Origin of the sequence: Schaalia hyovaginalis, assembly GCF_014208035.1 — a bacterium.
Taxonomy (GTDB): domain Bacteria; phylum Actinomycetota; class Actinomycetes; order Actinomycetales; family Actinomycetaceae; genus Pauljensenia; species Pauljensenia hyovaginalis.
This window is the reverse complement of record NZ_JACHMK010000001.1, coordinates 2,238,031-2,257,711: the sequence shown is the minus strand read 5'-3', so window position 1 is coordinate 2,257,711 and position 19,681 is coordinate 2,238,031. Positions and strand designations below refer to the sequence as shown.

Below are 19,681 nucleotides of genomic sequence, written 5' to 3'. Positions count from 1 at the left end.
GTTCTCGAGCGATACGCCGGAGCTGGACGCTGCGTGTCTTGACAGTTCGCTCACTGAAACCAGCCGCCCTCAAGTTCGTAGCCCAGTCCGTCAGGGGACCGGTCCAGCCTTCGGGGATCGGTAGTGAGAGGGGATGAGTTGGTCGCATGGGTCCAACTGTCTCCCGTTTCTTTGCAGGCCAGAAAGGATTTTGCGGCTGGCAAAGGCGGCAACGCGGGCACTAATGGCAAGGCAAGCGTTGCTGGGGGAGTGGGGATCGTGCGCTGGAGCAGAAAGCTGACCACGGCGACGATCGCAATGGCGAGCAATCCGTCGGTCGTCGGTTCAAGCCCGACTTGGGGCACCAAGAACGGCAAGGGCGCCGGGAACACCGAGGACGCCAACCGCGGAGGTCGCCAAAAGCGCCGAGGACGGGATTTTCGCAGGGAAGGCGAAGGATAGCCCCGCCCTCGTGAATCGCAACACAAATGCCTCAGCGTGTTGAGTCGGCGGGCCCGCAAGCCTAGCATGACTAGTTGCGCCTTATTGTGCCCGAGGTGACCCGTACCCACCCGCTAACCAGGCGCCGAGCGGGAGTGGACGGTGTCAGATAATGGGCGAAGGCGTGCGCGCGCACAGGAACTGCAGGGAAGGATCCCCTTTGGCTGCCAGCAGCACTGCCAACCAGCCCAGGAACCGCATCTCGTTCGCGAAGCTCCGCGAACCGCTCCAGGCCCCGAACCTCCTCGGCCTCCAGGTCGAGAGCTTCGACTGGCTCCTGGGAAACGACGCGTGGAAGGCGCGCGTCGAAGCCGCGAAGGCCCAGGGGCGCACCGACGTCCCCGACGTCTCCGGTCTTGAAGAGATCTTCGAAGAGTTCTCCCCGATCACGGACATTAACGAGAAGATGGCCCTGTCCTTCAGGGACCACCGGCTCGAGCGTCCCAAGTACTCGATCGAAGAGGCCAAGACCAAGGACTACACCTACTCGGCACCGATGTACATCACCGCCGAGTTCATGAACTACGAGACCGGCGAGATCAAGAGCCAGACCGTTTTCATGGGCGACTTCCCGCTCATGACCCCGCGCGGCACCTTCATCATCAACGGCACCGAGCGCGTCGTGGTCTCCCAGCTCGTCCGCTCCCCGGGCGTGTACTTCGAGCGCCTCACCGACCGCTCCTCCGACCGCGAGACCTTCGGCGCGAAGATCATCCCCAGCCGCGGCGCATGGCTCGAGTTCGAGATCGACAAGCGCGACGCAGTCGGCGTGCGCATCGACCGCAAGCGCAAGCAGCCCGTCACCCACTTCCTCAAGGCGATCGGCCTGACCGAGTCCGAGATCCGCGACGAGTTCTCCGACTACCCGGTCCTCCTCGAAACCCTCGAGAAGGACGCGGTGAAGACCACGGAAGAAGCGCTCATCGACATCTTCCGCAAGCTCCGTCCGGGCGAGCCCGCGACCGTCGAGTCCGCGGAGAAGCTCCTGTCGAACCTCTACTTCGACGACAAGCGCTACGACCTGGCGAAGGTCGGCCGCTACAAGATCAACAAGAAGCTCGGCCTCGACGCCGACCCGACGATGTCGATCCTGGATCCGTCCGACATCGTCGCGACCGTGAAGTACCTCCTCGCGCTCCACCAGGGCGAGAAGACCTTCGCTGGCGTGCGCGCCGGTCAGCCCGTCGAGGTCCGCGTCGAGTCCGACGACATCGACCACTTCGGCAACCGCCGCATCCGCGCCGTCGGCGAGCTCATCCAGGCGCAGGTCCGCAACGGCCTCGCCCGCATGGAGCGCACCGTGCGCGAGCGCATGACGACCCAGGAGGCGGATTCGATCACGCCCCAGTCGCTCATCAACATCCGTCCGGTCGTCGCCGCGATCAAGGAGTTCTTCGGAACCTCCCAGCTGTCGCAGTTCATGGACCAGAACAACCCGCTCGCGGGCCTGACCCACAAGCGCCGCCTCTCGGCCCTCGGCCCCGGCGGCCTCTCGCGCGACCGCGCGGGCATGGAGGTCCGCGACGTCCACCCCTCGCACTACGGCCGCATGTGCCCGATCGAGTCCCCTGAAGGCCCGAACATCGGCCTCATCGGCTCCCTCGCGACCTTCGCGCGCATCAACCCCTTCGGCTTCATCGAGACTCCGTACCGCGTCGTGCGCGACGGCAAGGTGACCGACGAGGTCGAGTACCTCACCGCGGACGACGAGTTCGGGCACTACATCGCCCAGGCCTCCTCGCCCCTCGAAGAAGACGGGACCTTCAGCGAGGATCACGTGCTCTGCCGCGTCGCAGGCGAGGACCCGACCCTCATCGCGCGCGACCGCGTCGACTACATGGACGTCTCCGCGCGCCAGATGGTCTCCGTCGCCGCCGCCTTCATCCCCTTCCTCGAGCACGACGACGCGAACCGGGCCCTCATGGGCGCGAACATGCAGCGCCAGGCCGTGCCGCTCCTCACCACCGAGGCGCCGCTCGTCGGCACCGGCATGGAGCGCCGCGCGGCCTCCGACTCCGGCGAGATGATCGTCTCCGACGTGTCCGGCGTCGTCGCCGAGGTCTCCGCCGACCTCATCGTCGTCTCCACGGACGAGGGCGACCGCCGTTCGTACCGCCTCGAGAAGTTCGAGCGCTCGAACCCGGGCAACTGCACGAACCAGCGCGTCATCGTCGACGAGGGCGACCGCGTCGAGGTCGGCACCGTCCTCGCCGACGGCCCCGCCACCGACAACGGTGAAGTCGCCCTCGGCAAGAACCTCCTGGTCGCCTACATGTCGTGGGAGGGCCTCAACTACGAGGACGCGATCATCCTGTCGCGCCGCGTCGTCGAAGAGGACGTCCTCACCTCGATCCACATCGAGGAGTACGAGGTCGACGCCCGCGAGACGAAGCTCGGCGACGAGGAGATCACCCGCGACATCCCCAACGTCTCCGAGGAGTCCCTCGCCGATCTCGACGAGCGCGGCATCATCCGCATCGGCGCCGAGGTCGTGGCCGGCGACGTCCTCGTCGGCAAGGTCACGCCCAAGGGCGAAACCGAGCTCACCTCGGAAGAGCGCCTCCTGCGCGCGATCTTCGGCGAGAAGGCCCGCGAGGTCCGCGACACGTCCCTGCGCGTGCCCCACGGCCAGGAGGGCATCGTCATCGGCGTCCGCGAGTTCAACAACGACGAGGACGACCTCAACCCCGGCGTCCGCCAGACCGTCCGCGTCTACGTCGCCCAGCGGCGCAAGATCACGATCGGCGACAAGATGGCCGGCCGCCACGGCAACAAGGGCGTCGTCTCCAAGATCCTGCCCGTCGAGGACATGCCTTTCCTCGAGGACGGAACCCCGGTCGACATCATCCTCAACCCGCTCGGCGTCCCCGGTCGTATGAACGTCGGACAGGTCCTCGAGTACCACCTCGGCTGGCTCGCCCACCAGGGCTGGGACGCCTCCAAGGCCGTCGAGGCCGGCGAGTCCTGGACCCGCCACCTGCCCGCCGACGGCATCACCACCGCGCCGAAGACGCTCGTCGCGACCCCGGTGTTCGACGGCCTCGAAGCCGAAGAACTGGCGGGCCTGCTGCGCAACGTCAACCCGAACCGCGACGGCGACCGCCTCACGAACGAGGAAGGCAAGGCCAGGCTCTTCGACGGGCGCTCCGGCGAGCCCTTCCCGTACCCGATCGCGGTCGGCTACACCTACATGCTCAAGCTCCACCACCTCGTCGACGACAAGATCCACGCGCGTTCGACGGGTCCGTACTCGATGATCACTCAGCAGCCGCTGGGCGGTAAGGCCCAGTTCGGCGGCCAGCGATTCGGCGAGATGGAGGTGTGGGCGCTCGAGGCCTACGGCGCCGCCTACGCCCTCCAGGAGCTCCTCACCATCAAGTCGGACGACACGACCGGCCGCGTGAAGGTGTACGAAGCGATCGTCAAGGGCGAGGACATCCCCGAGCCCGGCATCCCCGAGTCCTTCCGAGTGCTCATCCAGGAGATGCGCTCGCTGTGCCTCAACGTCGAAGCCCTCGACGCGGCCGGCAACGCCATCGACCTGCGTGACCAGGACGAAGACTTCAACGCGCGCGAAGACCTCGGCATCACCCTCGATGCCCGTCCGAACGCCGCGGCGACCATCGACGCGATCTGATTAGGGAGATATGACTTTGCTGGACGCCAAGACGTTCGACAGCCTGAAGATCACCCTGGCCACCTCCGAGGACATCGGCTCGTGGTCATACGGTGAGGTGAAGAAGCCGGAGACCATCAACTACCGCACGCTCAAGCCCGAGCGTGACGGCCTGTTCGGTGAGCAGATCTTCGGCCCCACGCGCGACTGGGAGTGCGCGTGCGGCAAGTACAAGCGAGTCCGCTACAAGGGCATCGTCTGCGAGAAGTGCGGTGTCGAGGTCACCCGCTCCAAGGTGCGCCGTGAGCGCATGGGGCACATCGACCTCGCCGCCCCCGTGACGCACATCTGGTACTTCAAGGGCGTGCCCTCGCGCCTCGGCTACGTGCTCGACCTCGCGCCGAAGGACCTCGAGAAGGTCATCTACTTCGCCGCGTACATGATCACCGAGGTCAACGAGGTCGGCCGCGACGAGGACCTCAAGGAGCTCCGCGACGAGCTCGAGCTCCAGAAGCGCCAGATGGAGAATCAGCGCGATTCCGCCATCAACGACTTCGCCGAGCGCCTCGAATCCGAGATCGCCGCCCTCGAGAACGAGGGCGCGTCGAACGCGGAGATCGAGAAGGCTCGCAAGTCCTCCGAGAAGGAGATGGCGAAGATCCGCAAGCGCTTCGACGGCGACATCGAAGGCCTCGAAACCGTGTGGGAGACCTTCAAGAACCTCAAGGTCGGAGAGCTCATCGGCGACGAGCGCCTCTACCGCGCGATGACGGCCCGCTACGGCACCTACTTCAAGGGCGACATGGGCGCGGCCGCGATCCAGAAGCGCCTCGAGACCTTCGACCTCAAGTCCGAGGTCGAGGTGCTGCGCCAGACGATCGCCTCCGACTCGGGCCCCCGCAAGGCCCGCGCGATCAAGCGCCTCAAGGTCATCAACGCCTTCGTGCAGACCGGGACCTCCCCGGCCTCGATGGTGCTCAACAAGATCCCGGTGATCCCGCCGGATCTGCGCCCGATGGTCCAGCTCGACGGCGGCCGCTTCGCGACCTCCGACCTCAATGACCTCTACCGTCGCGTCATCAACCGCAACACGCGACTCAAGAGGCTCCTCGAGCTCGGCGCCCCCGAGATCATCGTGAACAACGAGAAGCGCATGCTTCAGGAGTCCGTGGACGCCCTCTTCGACAACGGTCGTCGCGGGCGCCCGGTCGCCGGCCCCGGCAACCGTCCTCTCAAGTCGATCTCCGACATGCTCAAGGGCAAGCAGGGCCGCTTCCGCCAGAACCTCCTCGGCAAGCGCGTCGACTACTCGGGCCGTTCGGTCATCGTCGTCGGCCCGCAGCTCAAGCTCCACCAGTGCGGTCTGCCCAAGCAGATGGCGCTCGAGCTGTTCAAGCCCTTCGTCATGAAGCGCCTCGTCGAGAAGAACTACGCGCAGAACGTCAAGGCCGCCAAGCGCAAGGTCGAGCGCCAGCGCCCCGAGGTGTGGGACGTCCTCGACGACGTCATCCGCGAGCACCCGGTGCTGCTCAACCGCGCGCCCACGCTCCACCGCCTCGGCATTCAGGCCTTCGAACCGCAGCTCATCGAGGGTAAGGCGATCCAGCTGCACCCGCTGGCCTGCGGCGCCTTCAACGCCGACTTCGACGGCGACCAGATGGCGGTGCACCTGCCGCTGGGCGCTGAGGCGCAGGCCGAGGCCCGCATCCTCATGCTGTCGACGAACAACATCCTCAAGCCCTCCGACGGCCGCCCCGTGGCGATGCCCTCGCAGGACATGATCATCGGCCTGTTCCACCTCACCTCCGAGCCCGACCCGGCGCTCGAGGTCGCGGTCGATGCCGAGGGCGCGCCCGTCGTCCCGTCCTACTCCTCCGTCGCCGAGGCGATCATGTCCTTCGACAAGGGCGATCTCGACCTCAACGCGAAGGCGCTGATCCGCTTCGCCGGAATCGTGCCCCCCGTCGACTGGGAGGCCCCCGAGGGCTGGGAACCCGGAGACGACGTGGTCCTCGAGACCTCGCTCGGCCGGGCGATCTTCAACGAGCAGCTCCCCGTCGACTACCCCTTCGTCAACGAGGTCGTCGGCAAGAAGCAGCTCGGACGCATCGTCAACACGCTCACCCAGCGCTACCCGAACGTCCTCGTCGCCGAGTGCCTCGACGCCCTCAAGTCGGCCGGCTTCCACTGGTCGACATGGTCGGGGATCACGATCGCCTTCTCCGACATCCAGGCCTCCCCGCGCAAGGAGGAGATCCTCGCGAGCTACGAGCAGCGCGCCGCGGAGATCCAGGATCAGTTCGACATGGGCTTCATCGAGGAGGAGTCCCGTTACGAGGAGCTCGTCAAGCTGTGGCTCGAGTGCACTGAGAAGGTCGCCGAGGACATGCGCGCGAACTTCGACGAGCGCAACACCGTGTACCGCATGGTGAACTCCGGTGCCCGCGGCAACTGGTCGCAGGTCCAGCAGCTCGCCGGCATGCGCGGCCTCGTGTCCGACCCGAAGCAGAAGCTCATCGAGCGTCCGATCAAGGCGAACTACCGCGAGGGCCTCACCGTTCTCGAGTACTTCATCGCGACCCACGGCGCCCGTAAGGGCCTGGCCGACACGGCGCTGCGCACCGCGGAGTCCGGCTACCTCACCCGTCGTCTCGTCGACGTCTCGCAGGACGTCATCGTCCGCGAGGCCGACTGCGGCACCCGTCTCGGCGTCCGCATCAAGATCGCCGAGAAGACCGAGGCGGGCCAGTGGGTGGCCGTCGACACCGTCGAAACCACCGCCTACGCCCGTAACCTCGCGCAGGATGCGGTCAACGAGGCCAGCGAGGTCGTCCTCCCCGCAGGTTCCGACCTCGGTGATGAGGAGCTCGCGCAGCTCGCCGCCGCAGGCGTCGAGTCGGTCGTCTGCCGCTCGGTTCTCACCTGCGAGTCGCAGGTCGGCACCTGCGCCGCCTGCTACGGCCGCTCGCTGGCGACCGGCAAGCAGGTCGACATCGGCGAGGCCGTCGGCATCATCGCCGCCCAGTCGATCGGCGAGCCCGGCACGCAGCTCACGATGCGCACCTTCCACACCGGTGGCGCCGCCTCCGCGGCCGACATCACGCAGGGCCTTCCCCGCGTGCAGGAGCTCTTCGAGGCCCGCACGCCCAAGGCCGAGGCGAAGATGGCAGAGGCCGCCGGCCGCGTCCACATCGACGACGACAACGCCTCCGCCCGTCGCATCATCATCACCCGTGATGACGCGATGGAGGACGACGTCATCGAGGTGTCGCGCCGTCAGAAGCTGCTCGTCGAAGAGGGCCAGCACGTCGAGGCCGGTCAGCCCCTCACCGAGGGTCAGCTCGACCCGAAGGAGGTCGTGCGCATCATGGGTCGCAACGTCGCGCAGAAGCAGCTCGTCGACGAGGTCCAGAAGGTCTACCGCGACCAGGGCGTCGGCATCCACTCCAAGCACATCGAGGTCGTCGTCCGGCAGATGCTCCGCCGCGTGACCGTCCTCGAGTCCGGGGACACCGACTTCCTCCCGGGCGAGCGCGTCGACCGCATGGCCTACCTCGCGCAGAACCGCAAGGTCGCAGCCGAGGGCGGTCAGCCCGCATCGGCCCGTCAGGAGCTCATGGGCATCACGAAGGCGTCGCTCGCGACCGATTCGTGGCTGTCCGCGGCCTCCTTCCAGGAGACGACGAAGGTTCTCACCGAGGCCGCGATGAACGGCAAGTCCGATTCGCTCGTCGGCCTCAAGGAGAACGTCATCCTCGGCAAGCTCATCCCGGCCGGCACGGGTCTGGCGCGTTACAACCGCGTCACGGTCGAGCCCACCGCGGATGCGCTCGCCAACTCCAACTACTCGGAGATGGACTTCACGACGGGCGGCGTGTCCGAGGACTTCCTCGATGCGCTCGGCTCGATCGATTTCGGGATGACCTTCCACGAGTGAGCCCCGGGGGCTCGGCGGTCCGTGATCGGCCGTCGGGCCCTGGGGATACGGGAGGCCCGGCGGTTCGTGTGAACCGTCGGGCCTCCCGCCGTCTCGTCCCGTCTCATCGAGGGCGCTTCGAGGGCGCGCTCATCGCCCCCTCGTGTTTCACCTCATCGCGCCCCCTCGTGCCGTGAGATCCTCCAGCGCTCGACCTCGGCCTGGTCGTCCCAGAACTCCCGGTAGGTGCCGTCCGTCCCGTAGAGCTCCTCGTGCCCGCCGATCGCCTCGATCCTGCCGTCGCGCAGGACGACGATGCGGTCCGCCCGGCGGATGGTCGAGAGGCGGTGGGCGATGACGAGGACCGTGCGCCCCTTCGAGAGCTCGGAGAGGGCCCTCGTCACCGAGGCCTCGTTGACGCCGTCGAGGGCGCTCGTCACCTCATCGAGGAGGAGGATCGGCGCGTCCTTGAGGAAGGCCCTCGCGATCGCGACCCTCTGCCTCTCGCCGCCGGAGAGGGCCGATCCGCCCTCGCCGACGAGGGTCTTCCAGCCCTCGGGGAGCCTGTCGACGACCTCCGTGAGGCCCGCCCTCGCCGCCGCTGCGGCCACCTCCTCGTCGCTCGCACCGCTCCTGCCGATGCGGACGTTCTCCTCGATGCTCGTGTCGAAGAGGTAGACGTCCTGGAAGACCATCGAGACCATGTTCATGAGATCGGGGGTGCGCACGGCGCGCACGTCCGCGTCTCCGATGCGGATCGATCCGGAGTCGGCGTCCCAGAAGCGGGCGATGAGGCGCAGCACGGTGGACTTCCCAGAGCCCGAAGGCCCGACGAGGGCGGTGACCGACTCGGCGGGGAGGGTGATGTCGAGGTGCTCGAGGACGGGCCGATCCGGGTTGTAGGAGAAGGAGACGTCGTCGAGGACGACGTCGAGGGGCTTCGAGGGGACCCGCGCCTCGTCGTCGGCGGGCTCGGGAAGACCGGGCGCGTCGATGATGGAGGAGATGCCGTCGAGGGCGACTCGCGACTGGTGAAGGGGGTCGACGTAGAAGGCGAGCATGCCCGTCGGTTCGGCGAAGCGCACGGCCATCAGGGCGAGGGCGATGAAGGCCGTTTCGTCGAGCTCGCCCCCGAGCATCCTGAATGCGCCGATTCCCAGGGCGAGGACGAGGGGGATCTGGATTCCCGCGTGGAAGAGGGCGCCCGCGGGCCCCTTCGCCAGGCCCGCCCTCCTCGTCGTCTCGTGCTCTCGGCGGAGCGCGCCCTCCAAGGGGCCCCATCCGTCCTCGAGGGCGCTCGTGGCGCGCAGGACGGGTTGGAGGCGCGCGAACTCGAGGATCCGTGAGCTGAGGTCGGTCATCGCCTCCTCCTCGGCGCGGTGTTCGCGCACGACCGCCTTTCGCAGCAGTCGCAGGGCCCACAGGGCGATGGGGATCGAGACGGCGATCGCGAGTCCCATCCGCCAGTCGTAGTACAGGGTCGCGAGGAGGAGGACGAGGGCGCTGCCGGCGGTCGAGACGAGTTTCGGGATGACGATTGAGGGCAGGTGCGACAGGAGCGAGATGCTCGTGGAGGTCGCCGTCGTGACGCGCCCCGTCGAGCCTGCGTCGAACCAGCCGAGGGGGAGCTCCTGGACGCGCGCGCCGACCTTGCGGATCAGGGTGCCGCACATGTCGATGGAGGCGACTCTGAAGGCGATGACGGATCCGGCGATCGAGGCCGCCATGGCGAGGAGGACTGCGATGAGGAGCGGGGCGAGCCACAGGGGATCGGGTGCGCCGCTGCTGAGGAAGGAGGAGAGGAAGGGGACGAGGAGGGCCAGGGCGATCCCCTGGAGCACTCCGGAGAGCGCGTGGGCGAAGATGCTCGCCTTCAACGCCGAGCGGGAGTCGAGGAGAGACAGGAGCGTCGTGATCATTGCTGGGCCTTCCACATGTCCGCGTAGACGCCCTTGCGGGCGAGGAGTTCGGTGTGCGTTCCGCTGTCGACGAGCCGCCCCTGATCGAGGACGAGGATCTGGTCGGCGTCGACGACGGTGGCGAGGCGGTGTGCGATGACGATGGTCGTGCGGTTCCGGGCGAGGGCGCCGAGCGCCTCCTGGATGCGGCGCTCGGAATGGGGGTCCGCCTGGGCGGTCGCCTCGTCGAGGAGGAGGATCCTCGAATCGGAGAGGAATGCGCGGGCGAGGGCGAGCCTCTGCGCCTCGCCGCCCGAGAAGTGGGCTCCCTCGGTGCCGATGACGGAGTCGTAGCCCCGGGGCAGCTCGAGTATCCGCTCGTGGATGAGGGCGGACTTGGCGGCCTCGACGATCTCCTCCTCGGTGGCGTCGGGGCAGCCGAGCCGGATGTTCTCGGTGACGCTGTCGCTGAGCAGCCCCCCGTCCTGGAGGACGATCGCGAGTTGCGAGAGGAGCGCGGGGGTGGCGAGTTCCTTGATGGGCGCCCCCGACACGAGGATGCGTCCTTCGCTCGTGTCCCAGAATCGGGCGATGAGCTTGACGAGGGTGGATTTGCCCGAGCCGGAGGGGCCGACGACGGCCGTGACCGAGCCCGCGGGGAAGCGGGCCGATACGTTCCGGAGGGCGTAGGGCGCGTCCTCCCGGTAGCGGAAGGAGACGTCCTCGAGGACGACTTCCGCCGGCGCTGCGGGATCGATCGCGAGGGGGTGCTCGGCTTCGGGAAGGGGCTCTTCCGCGAGGAGGGCGCCGATGCGCTCGGCGGCGTCCTTCCCCTGAGTGAGGAGGTGGGCGAGCGGGATGACGCCGTCGAGTCCCGAGGGCAGTGCGACGCCGACGAGGAGGAAGGGGACGATGAGGATCGCTTCGATGAGGCCCGCCGAGGCGAGCGCCCAGCCGCCGAGCAGGACGGGGACGAGCATCCCGGCGGGGGAGATGAGGACCATGAGGACCGCCATCGGCCGTCCGGGCCCCTTCATCCATTCGTAGGAGGCGGTCGTGTACCGGTCGAGGGCCGCGGAGAACCTCCGGAAGAGGCTGTCGGACATGCCGAAGGCCTTGACCGTGGCGATCCCGTCGACCATTTCCACGGTCGAGGAGCTGAGGTCCTTCTCGGCCTCGGTGAACTCCTCGATGCCGGAGGCGGGGTTGAGCATCATCGCGACCGTGAAGAGCGCGAGGGAGACGAGGAGCCAGACGAGGAGAATGAGGGCGTAGGGCCACGACAGGGCGATGAGGTAGGCGGAGCCCAGGAGGAGGGTTCCGATTCCCGCTCCGAGATCGACTCCGAAGTGGGCGATGATCGTGTGGATCTTCGTCACGTCCTCGGCGATGATCGTGCGGATCCGTCCGGAGGATTCGGAGACGAACCACCCCAGGGGGAGTCGCGAGACGTGGCGGGCGATGCGTTCGCGCAGCTCCCGGCGGAATCGGAATTCGACCATGTGGGCGTACGAGGTCGCCCCGCCGGCCAGGAGATGGGCGAGGGAGAAGCCGATGAGGATCATCGCGAGCCAGAAGAGGGCGGTGCGGGAATCGAGGTTTCCCCTGAGGGCGCCGAGGGCGAGGCGCGTGACGGCGATCGGGGAGAGGAGGGTGAAGCCCGCTGAGGCGAATCCGCAGAGGAAGACCCCGATGATGGAGGGGAGGACGGGCTTGAGCAGCGAGGAGAGGGTGAGTCGGGTGTTCATGGCCTTCAATGCGTCAGAGGCGGTTGGGGGTCAGGGCGAATCCGGTGTCCCAGGACTGGTGGAGCAGGACGGCCGCCAGGAGGAGGGCGAGCAGGATGAGAGCCGTATCGCGCGGGCGCCAGGAGAGGGCGCTGCGCTCGGTGCGCGTCGGGAACGCGCCGAAGGCTCTGGCGTCCATCGACATCGCGGTGCGTTCGGCGCGGCGGACGGCGGCCGCGATCAGGGCGGGCGCGGATCGCGCCCAGCGGACGGGGGTTTCGAGGAGGGGGAGGTCGAGGCGGGACCCCCTGAGGAGGTGGGCTTCGAGGATCGACCGGTGTTCGCGGCGCAGTGCGGGCAGGAAGCCGAGGGCGGTGATTCCGGCTTGGCCGATGCGATTGGGCATCTTGAGGTGGATGACGAAGGCCCGCACGGTGTCCTCGGGGGCGGACAGGAGTCCGGCGGAGAGGAGGAGGGCGATGATCGCCCCGATGCGCGCCGAGGTGTTGAAGGCGATGTTCCACTGCTCCGCCGTAAACCAGGGGAGGGGCGGCAGGGCCGAGGGGTCGTCCGTGAGGGGGATCGTCGGGGCGGATGAAGCGGCGGCGATCCCCACGGTGAGCAGGAGGACGAAGACGGCGAGGCCGAGGAGCGACGCGGAACCCCGGCGCGCTTGGGCGAGGGGCAGCATGGGCGCGACGAGGAGGAGGACGAGGGCGCCGGGATGCCAGGAGAGCGAGGTCCCGACGATCGCGATGAAGGGGATGATCGCGAGGAGGGGGGAGAGGGGGTCGAAACCCAGGAGGGAGTGCAGTCCGAGGGGCGCGGGCGGTTGCGGAGGGGCAAGGACGGGGGTCAACGGGGGGCTTCTTCCAGGACGGGGACCTCGGACCAGGAGGACCAGCGGGGAACGGGGGCGCCTGCGAGGCGCGCTTGCGCCGCGATGCGGGTCAGGGGCGCGGCGAGGAGCCCGAGGGATTCGAGGAGTCCGTCGTCGGACAGGATCCGATGGGCGGGGCCCTGGGCGCCGATCGAGCCGTCTGCGAGGACGATGACGCGATCGGCGTAGGTCGAGGCGATTTCGAGGTCGTGAGTGGTGAAGAGGACCGCTCCTCGGCGCGAGGTGAATTCGCGTGCGCGTTCCATGAGGGCTCGGATTGATCGTCCGTCCTGCCCGAAGGTCGGCTCATCGAGGAGCAGGAGCTCGCGGGGCGAGCTCAGGGCGGCTGCGACGCTCAGGCGCCTCTTCTGCCCTCCGGAGAGGGTGAAGGGGTTGCGGTCGGCGACGTCGGCGAGGCCGTAGTCGCTGAGCATCCTTTCGACCGCGCGATCGATCTCGGCTCGTGGCGTCTTCGCGAGTCGCATCCCGTGGGCGAGTTCGTCGCGGACGTTCGAGGTGACGAATTGGTGTTCGGGGTTCTGGGTGACCAGGGTGCAATTCGAGTGCGAGCGGCGGCGTCGTGCGAGGCCTTCGCGCCCCGGCCGCAGGATCGTGCCCGAGCTCGGCGCTTCGAGTCCGGCGAGGAGGCGCAGGAGGGTGGTCTTGCCCGCTCCGTTCGCCCCGATGAGGGCGACTGTTTCGCCCTTGGCGATCCGCAGATCGATGTCCTTCAGGATCGGGGTTCTCGAGCGGGAGAATCCGAGTCCGCGGGCCTCCAGGAGGGGGTCGTCCTCGCGGGGTCCGGCGTCCGGGGAGGGGGTTTCGGGGGAGTCGGTGGGCGCGGGGGGAAGGGAGGGGGAGAGACGGGCGAGCATCTCCTCGGCCTGATCGGGGCCGAGCGGCGGGTGCGCCTCGCCGAGGAGGAGCCCCAGGCGAGTCGCTGCGGGCAGGCGGATCCCCGCGGCTTGCAGCGCCCGTGCTTCGAGGGAGAAGACCTCGCGGGGAGTCCCCTGGGCGATGACCGCCCCTTCGTGATCGAGGGCGACGACCCGGTGGACCCGGTGGGCGAGCTCGTCGAGGTTGTGCTCGACGATGAGGAGCGTCGTCCCGGCGTCGACGATGTCGGCGAGGGCGCTGTGGAGGTCCCGGGTCGCCTTCGGGTCGAGGTTCGCGCTCGGTTCGTCGAGGACGAGGAGGCGGGGCCGTTGCGCGAGGGCGCCGGCGAGGACGACTCTTTGGCGCTGCCCGCCCGACAGGCTCCAGGGGTCGCGCGCGGCGAGGTCCTCGATGCCGAGGAAGCGGAGGGCGGAGGAGACTCTTTCGTCGATCTCCTCCCTCGCCATGCACAGGTTCTCGAGGGCGTAGGCGACTTCGTCCCAGACGCGGCGGGTGACGATCTGGGAGTCGGGATCCTGCATGACGAGGGCGACGCTCCGGGCGAGTGCGGCGATGTCGGCGTCCGCGACCTCGGCGCCGTCGACGAGGACCGATCCGCTGTAGCCGGAGGGGACCGAGTGGGGGACGAGGCCGTCGAGGGTGAGGGATATGCTCGACTTCCCGCAGCCGGAGGGGCCGATGAGGAGGGTCGAGGAGCCCTCTTCGAGTTCGAGGGTGAGGGGGGTGCGGGGCGTGGGGGCGGTGGAGGCGCGGTAGTGGATCCTCAGGCCTTCGAGGCGCGCTGCCGTCGTCACCTGAGCGGCCCTTTCACTTGAGCACTCCGATCCCGGCGCGTTCGAGCGAGCGGCGCAGGAGCATCGCGCAGGCGAGGGTGAGGTAGCAGGATCCGAGCGAGAGGGCGATGCCGAGGGCGTATTCGGCGGGGGTCTGGACGATCTGGTACGAGGCGCCGTACACGGCGGCGTTGAATGCGCCGAAGACCGTGGCGCCGAGGGCGTAGGCCCACCAGGTCCACTTCCTGTAGAGGAGCAGGAGCATCGGGAGTTCGAGGAAGGCGGCGCCCATGGCGTTCCCGATGATGGCGCTCGGGCCGAGGGGGGTCGTGAAGGTGGAGATGACCCCCATGAGGAGGCCGGCGATGAGGAATGCGCCGGGCTTGCGGACGAGGAGTCCGGGCAGGAGGTAGGCGAGGTACCAGACGCCCATGATGGCGCACAGCCCGAGGATCGCCTTGGGGGTGGTGGCGAGGACCGGGGTCGCGATCGAGAGGGGGACGACGAGGAGCGAGCCCACGATGGCGAGTGCTGCGATGGTCATGAGGTTGCGGGTGCCGAGCGCGGAGTCCCGCAGCCCGCTCCTGTTGGACGTGCGGATCTCGGTGGATGGGGGTGTCATTGGGCTGACCTCGGGTCGTCGGGGCGGGGGAGTCCTGGGAGGACGTTCAGAATTAAGGTGAACCTTAGATCAATTAGGAGGTCGTAAGGAAGTGTGAAGGGGCTTCGTGCGCCGCAGCTCACTTCCCGGGCCTTTGACCGCGCGAGTGCGCCCCCCGTAGACTTGAGGACGGTTCCCGCGCATTCGCGGGTCCCTTTTCGTCGGAACGCCCGCTCGTCGGCGCGTCCCGGCAGCGGGCTCCCTCCGTCGGAGCTCCGGGCGTCATTCTCTGGCCGGCCCCGATCGGGGCGGCGGCTATCATGGCGCGCCGGCCCCTGGCGGATGACTGTGCGCCCGCGGGGGATCAGTGAAGTCGCGGAAGACTGACGCAAGGGCCCAAAGCCGCAAGCCGAGGGCCGCAGACGGAAAGAAACTGGAGAACCAGTGCCTACCATTCAGCAGCTCGTCCGCAAGGGACGCAGCTCCAAGCGCTCGAAGGTGAAGACCCCGGCGCTCAAGGGCTCGCCCCAGCGCCGCGGAGTGTGCACGCGCGTGTACACCACGACCCCGAAGAAGCCGAACTCCGCCCTCCGCAAGGTCGCGCGTGTTCGCCTCTCCTCCGGCATTGAGGTCACCGCGTACATCCCCGGTGAGGGCCACAACCTTCAGGAGCACTCGATCGTCCTCGTCCGCGGCGGTCGTGTGAAGGACCTCCCCGGTGTCCGCTACCGCATCGTCCGCGGTTCGCTCGACACGCAGGGCGTCCGCAACCGCAAGCAGGCCCGTTCCCGCTACGGCGCGAAGAAGGAGAAGAAGTAATGCCTCGTAAGGGCCCGGCTCCCAAGCGCCCCCTCGTCGACGATCCGGTCTACGGCTCGAAGGTCGTCACCCAGCTCGTCAACCGCGTCCTCCTGGACGGCAAGAAGACCGTCGCCGAGCGCATCGTCTACGGCGCGCTCGAGACGGTTCGCGAGCGCACCGAGCAGGAACCGGTCACGGTTCTCAAGCGCGCTCTCGACAACATCCGTCCCGCCCTCGAGGTGCGCTCCCGCCGCGTCGGCGGCGCGACCTACCAGGTCCCGGTCGAGGTCCGCCCCGCGCGCGCCACGACGCTCGCCCTGCGCTGGCTCGTCGACTTCTCACGCCAGCGTCGCGAGAAGACGATGACCGAGCGTCTCGCCAACGAGATCCTGGATGCTTCGAATGGTCTCGGCGCCGCTGTCAAGCGTCGCGAGGACATGCACAAGATGGCCGAGTCGAACCGCGCGTTCGCTCACTACCGCTGGTGATTCCCTTCCGATCGGCGAGGGCGGGGCGACCCGCTTTCGCCGATCGGGGCGAATAGACCGCGAACACCTCATACAACTCGAGCGAAGGAATCGCACTCGTGGCACTAGATGTGCTTACGGACCTCAACAAGGTTCGCAACATCGGCATCATGGCTCACATTGATGCCGGCAAGACGACCGTGACGGAACGCATCCTGTTCTACACGGGCATCAACTACAAGATCGGCGAGACCCACGACGGCGCCTCGACGACCGACTGGATGGAGCAGGAGAAGGAGCGCGGCATCACGATCACGTCCGCCGCGGTCACCTCCTTCTGGAACGGCAACCAGATCAACATCATCGACACCCCCGGCCACGTGGACTTTACGGTCGAGGTCGAGCGCTCCTTGCGCGTGCTCGACGGCGCCGTCGCGGTCTTCGACGGCAAGGAGGGCGTCGAGCCCCAGTCCGAGACCGTGTGGCGCCAGGCCGACAAGTACGAGGTCCCCCGCATCTGCTTCATCAACAAGATGGACAAGATGGGCGCGGACTTCTACTTCTCGGTCGGCACGATCCGCGATCGCCTCCACGCGACCCCGATCGTCATGCAGCTCCCGATCGGCGCGGAGAACGACTTCGAGGGTCAGGTCGACCTGCTCACCATGGAGTCGATCCACTACCCGGCCAAGGATGAGAAGGGTGAGCCGACCCTCGGTTCGCTCGTCGTCCGCGGTCCGATCCCCGAGGACCTTCAGGAGAAGGCCGAGGAGTATCGCGAGATGCTCGTCGAGGCCGCTGCCGAGGGCTCGGATGAGCTGACCGAGGCCTACCTCGAGAACGGCGAGCTGACCATCGAGCAGATCAAGGAAGGCATCCGCCTCCTCACGATCTCCGGTCGCGCCTTCCCGGTGTACTGCGGCACCGCGCTGCGCAACATGGGCGTCCAGCCCGTGCTCGACGCGGTCGTCGACTTCCTCCCGACTCCGCTCGACATCGGCGATGTCAAGGGCTTCAAGCCGGGCTCGGAGACCGAGGAGCAGACCGAGTCCCGCAAGCCCTCCGAGGCGGAGCCCTTCTCGGCGCTCGCCTTCAAGATCGCCGCGCACCCCTTCTACGGCAAGCTCACCTTCGTCCGCGTGTACTCCGGCAAGGTCGAGTCCGGCGCCCAGGTCCTCAACTCGACCAAGGGCAAGAAGGAGCGCATCGGCAAGATCTTCCAGATGCACTCCAACAAGGAGAATCCGGTCGAAGAGGCGCACGCCGGCCACATCTACGCGGTCATCGGCCTCAAGGACACGACCACCGGCGATACGCTCTGCGCGATCGACAAGCCGATCGTCCTCGAGTCCATGACCTTCCCGAAGCCCGTTATCCAGGTCGCCGTCGAGCCGAAGTCGAAGGCCGACCAGGAGAAGATGGGCGTCGCGATCCAGAAGCTCGCCGAAGAGGACCCGACCTTCACGGTCGAGCTCGATCCGGAGACGGGCCAGACGATCATCGGCGGCATGGGCGAGCTCCACCTCGACATCATCGTCGACCGTATGCGTCGCGAGTTCAAGGTCGAGGCGAACGTCGGCGCGCCGATGGTCGCCTACCGCGAGACCATCCGCAAGAAGGTCGAGAAGTACGAGTACACGCACAAGAAGCAGACCGGCGGTTCCGGTCAGTTCGCGCGCGTCATCATCGCTCTCGAGCCCCTCGAAGCGGATGCCGAGGAGGAGTACGCATTCGAGGACAAGGTCACCGGTGGCCGCGTCCCGCGCGAGTACATCCCCTCGGTCAACGCGGGTATCCAGGACGCCATGCAGTCCGGTGTTCTCGCCGGTTACCCGATGGTCGGCATCAAGGCGACGCTGCTCGACGGCGCGTACCACGAAGTCGACTCCTCGGAAATGGCGTTCAAGGTCGCGGGCTCCATGGCCCTCAAGGAAGCCGCGAAGAAGGCGTCCCCGGTCCTCCTCGAGCCGATCATGGCCGTCGAGGTCCGTACTCCCGAGGAGTACATGGGCGACGTCATCGGCGACCTCAACTCCCGTCGCGGTCAGATCTCCTCGATGGACGAGCAGCACGGCGTTCGCGTCGTGAAGGCTCAGGTCCCGCTCTCGGAGATGTTCGGCTACGTCGGCGACCTGCGGTCGAAGACCCAGGGCCGCGCGGTCTACTCGATGGAGTTCGACTCCTACGCCGAGGTTCCGCGCAACGTCGCCGACGAGATCGTCGGCAAGGCCAAGGGCAACTGAGGCTCTTCGGTTCCATTTCACGGGCGGTCGCTGCGCCCTCGTCCCTCAATCGTCGAGGGCGCAGCGATGCGGCTCACACCCCAAAGAATCCCTGTAGGTTTCAAGCGGGCTGGGTGTTAGAGTGACACCTAGCCATAGGCTAGAAAAACTACCCGAGTCCAGGAGGACACCAGTGGCGAAGGCCAAGTTCGAGCGCAGCAAGCCGCACGTCAACATCGGCACGATCGGTCACGTTGACCACGGCAAGACCACGCTCACCGCAGCGATCACCAAGGTCCTGCACGACAAGTACCCGGAGCTGAACGAGTTCACCCCGTTCGACCAGGTTGACAACGCTCCTGAGGAGCGCGAGCGCGGCATCACGATCAACGTCGCACACGTCGAGTACCAGACCGAGGCCCGTCACTACGCCCACGTCGACGCCCCCGGCCACGCCGACTACGTGAAGAACATGATCACCGGTGCGGCCCAGATGGACGGCGCGATCCTCGTCGTCGCCGCCACCGACGGCCCGATGGCCCAGACCCGCGAGCACGTGCTGCTCGCCCGTCAGGTCGGCGTTCCGACGATCCTCGTCGCCCTCAACAAGTCCGACGCCGTTGACGACGAAGAGATGCTCGAGCTCGTCGAGGAAGAGTGCCGCGACCTCCTCGAGTCGCAGGGCTTCGACCGCGACGCCCCGATCATCCAGGTCTCGGCCCTCAAGGCCCTCGAGGGCGACGCCCAGTGGGTCGCCAAGGTCGAGGAGCTCATGGAGGCCGTCGACTCCTACGTGCCGACCCCCGAGCGCGACATGGACAAGCCCTTCCTCATGCCGATCGAGGACGTCTTCACGATCACCGGTCGTGGCACCGTCGTCACCGGTCGTGTTGAGCGCGGCAAGCTCCCGATCAACACCGAGATCGAGATCCTCGGCATCCGTGATCCCCAGAAGACCACGGTCACGGGCATCGAGATGTTCCACAAGTCGATGGATGAGGCCTGGGCCGGCGAGAACTGCGGTCTCCTCCTGCGCGGCACCAAGCGTGACGAGGTCGAGCGCGGCCAGGTCGTCGCCATCCCCGGCTCGATCACCCCGCACACGAACTTCAAGGGCCAGGTCTACATCCTCAAGAAGGAAGAGGGCGGCCGTCACAACCCGTTCTTCTCGAACTACCGCCCGCAGTTCTACTTCCGCACCACGGACGTGACCGGCGTCATCACCCTCCCCGAGGGCACCGACATGGTCATGCCGGGCGACACCACCGAGATCACCGTCGAGCTCATCCAGCCGATCGCCATGGAGCCGGGCCTCGGCTTCGCGATCCGCGAGGGTGGCCGCACGGTCGGTTCCGGCCGCGTCACCGAGATCATCAAGTGATCCTCGCGGCTCAGGCCGCATA

General features: G+C 67.6%; 11 protein-coding genes. 6 read left to right on the top strand and 5 right to left on the bottom strand.

The genetic code is table 11. The features are described 5' to 3' along the window. Window positions 1-640: 640 nt before the first annotated feature. Window positions 641-4,117, top strand: coding sequence for a DNA-directed RNA polymerase subunit beta (gene rpoB / locus HD592_RS09940; protein ID WP_184453761.1), 3,477 nt, complete (start codon window positions 641-643; stop codon window positions 4,115-4,117). Between the two features lie 16 nt (window positions 4,118-4,133). Beyond that, window positions 4,134-8,033 (top strand): DNA-directed RNA polymerase subunit beta', encoded by a 3,900-nt coding sequence (locus HD592_RS09935; protein WP_184454631.1) that lies wholly within the window; start codon window positions 4,134-4,136, stop codon window positions 8,031-8,033. Between the two features lie 152 nt (window positions 8,034-8,185). Here HD592_RS09935 and HD592_RS09930 read toward each other — a convergent pair whose 3' ends face one another. Genes HD592_RS09930 through HD592_RS09910 form a run of 5 tightly spaced genes read right to left on the bottom strand, consistent with a single transcriptional unit; the run spans window position 8,186 to window position 14,809 of the window. Then, window positions 8,186-9,931: an ABC transporter ATP-binding protein gene (locus tag HD592_RS09930; protein WP_184453759.1), complete on the bottom strand. Its 1,746-nt coding sequence runs from the start codon at window positions 9,929-9,931 to the stop codon at window positions 8,186-8,188. After that, on the bottom strand, window positions 9,928-11,658 hold the full coding sequence (locus HD592_RS09925) for an ABC transporter ATP-binding protein (RefSeq protein WP_184453757.1): 1,731 nt from the start codon (window positions 11,656-11,658) through the stop codon (window positions 9,928-9,930). Before HD592_RS09925 ends, HD592_RS09930 begins: the two co-directional genes overlap by 4 nt. A gap of 13 nt (window positions 11,659-11,671) precedes the next feature. After that, window positions 11,672-12,496 carry an energy-coupling factor transporter transmembrane component T gene (locus tag HD592_RS09920; RefSeq protein WP_184453755.1) on the bottom strand — a complete coding sequence of 275 codons (825 nt, stop codon included), beginning with the start codon at window positions 12,494-12,496 and terminating at the stop codon, window positions 11,672-11,674. Continuing rightward, window positions 12,493-14,208 (bottom strand): ATP-binding cassette domain-containing protein, encoded by a 1,716-nt coding sequence (locus tag HD592_RS09915; RefSeq protein ID WP_184453753.1) that lies wholly within the window; start codon window positions 14,206-14,208, stop codon window positions 12,493-12,495. Before HD592_RS09915 ends, HD592_RS09920 begins: the two co-directional genes overlap by 4 nt. A 13-nt stretch (window positions 14,209-14,221) precedes the next feature. After that, window positions 14,222-14,809, bottom strand: coding sequence for an ECF transporter S component (locus HD592_RS09910; protein WP_184453751.1), 588 nt, complete (start codon window positions 14,807-14,809; stop codon window positions 14,222-14,224). Between the two features lie 423 nt (window positions 14,810-15,232). On the opposite strand from HD592_RS09910, the gene rpsL reads away from it, so the two are divergent. The 4 genes from rpsL to tuf all read left to right on the top strand — a co-directional run bounded on the left by rpsL (window position 15,233) and on the right by tuf (window position 19,659). Continuing rightward, window positions 15,233-15,607 carry a 30S ribosomal protein S12 gene (gene rpsL, locus HD592_RS09905; protein WP_026460007.1) on the top strand — a complete coding sequence of 125 codons (375 nt, stop codon included), beginning with the start codon at window positions 15,233-15,235 and terminating at the stop codon, window positions 15,605-15,607. Next, the gene (gene rpsG / locus HD592_RS09900; RefSeq protein WP_154476196.1) at window positions 15,607-16,077 is read left to right on the top strand and encodes a 30S ribosomal protein S7; all 471 of its coding nucleotides are present in this window, start codon (window positions 15,607-15,609) and stop codon (window positions 16,075-16,077) included. The genes rpsL and rpsG overlap by 1 nt, the downstream gene beginning before the upstream one ends. A gap of 98 nt (window positions 16,078-16,175) precedes the next feature. Further along, window positions 16,176-18,299, top strand: coding sequence for an elongation factor G (gene fusA / locus HD592_RS09895; protein ID WP_184453749.1), 2,124 nt, complete (start codon window positions 16,176-16,178; stop codon window positions 18,297-18,299). Between the two features lie 172 nt (window positions 18,300-18,471). After that, on the top strand, window positions 18,472-19,659 hold the full coding sequence (gene tuf / locus HD592_RS09890; protein ID WP_184453748.1) for an elongation factor Tu: 1,188 nt from the start codon (window positions 18,472-18,474) through the stop codon (window positions 19,657-19,659). Window positions 19,660-19,681: the final 22 nt, after the last annotated feature.

What these genes read in the sequence shown, in the direction of transcription:
- HD592_RS09930 (WP_184453759.1), bottom strand. Translation starts at nt 9,931, where the DNA reads ATGATCACGACGCTCCTGTCTCTCCTCGACTCCCGCTCGGCGTTGAAG.
- HD592_RS09925 (WP_184453757.1), bottom strand. Translation starts at nt 11,658, where the DNA reads ATGAACACCCGACTCACCCTCTCCTCGCTGCTCAAGCCCGTCCTCCCC.
- HD592_RS09910 (WP_184453751.1), bottom strand. Translation starts at nt 14,809, where the DNA reads ATGACACCCCCATCCACCGAGATCCGCACGTCCAACAGGAGCGGGCTG.
- rpsG (WP_154476196.1), top strand. Translation starts at nt 15,607, where the DNA reads ATGCCTCGTAAGGGCCCGGCTCCCAAGCGCCCCCTCGTCGACGATCCG.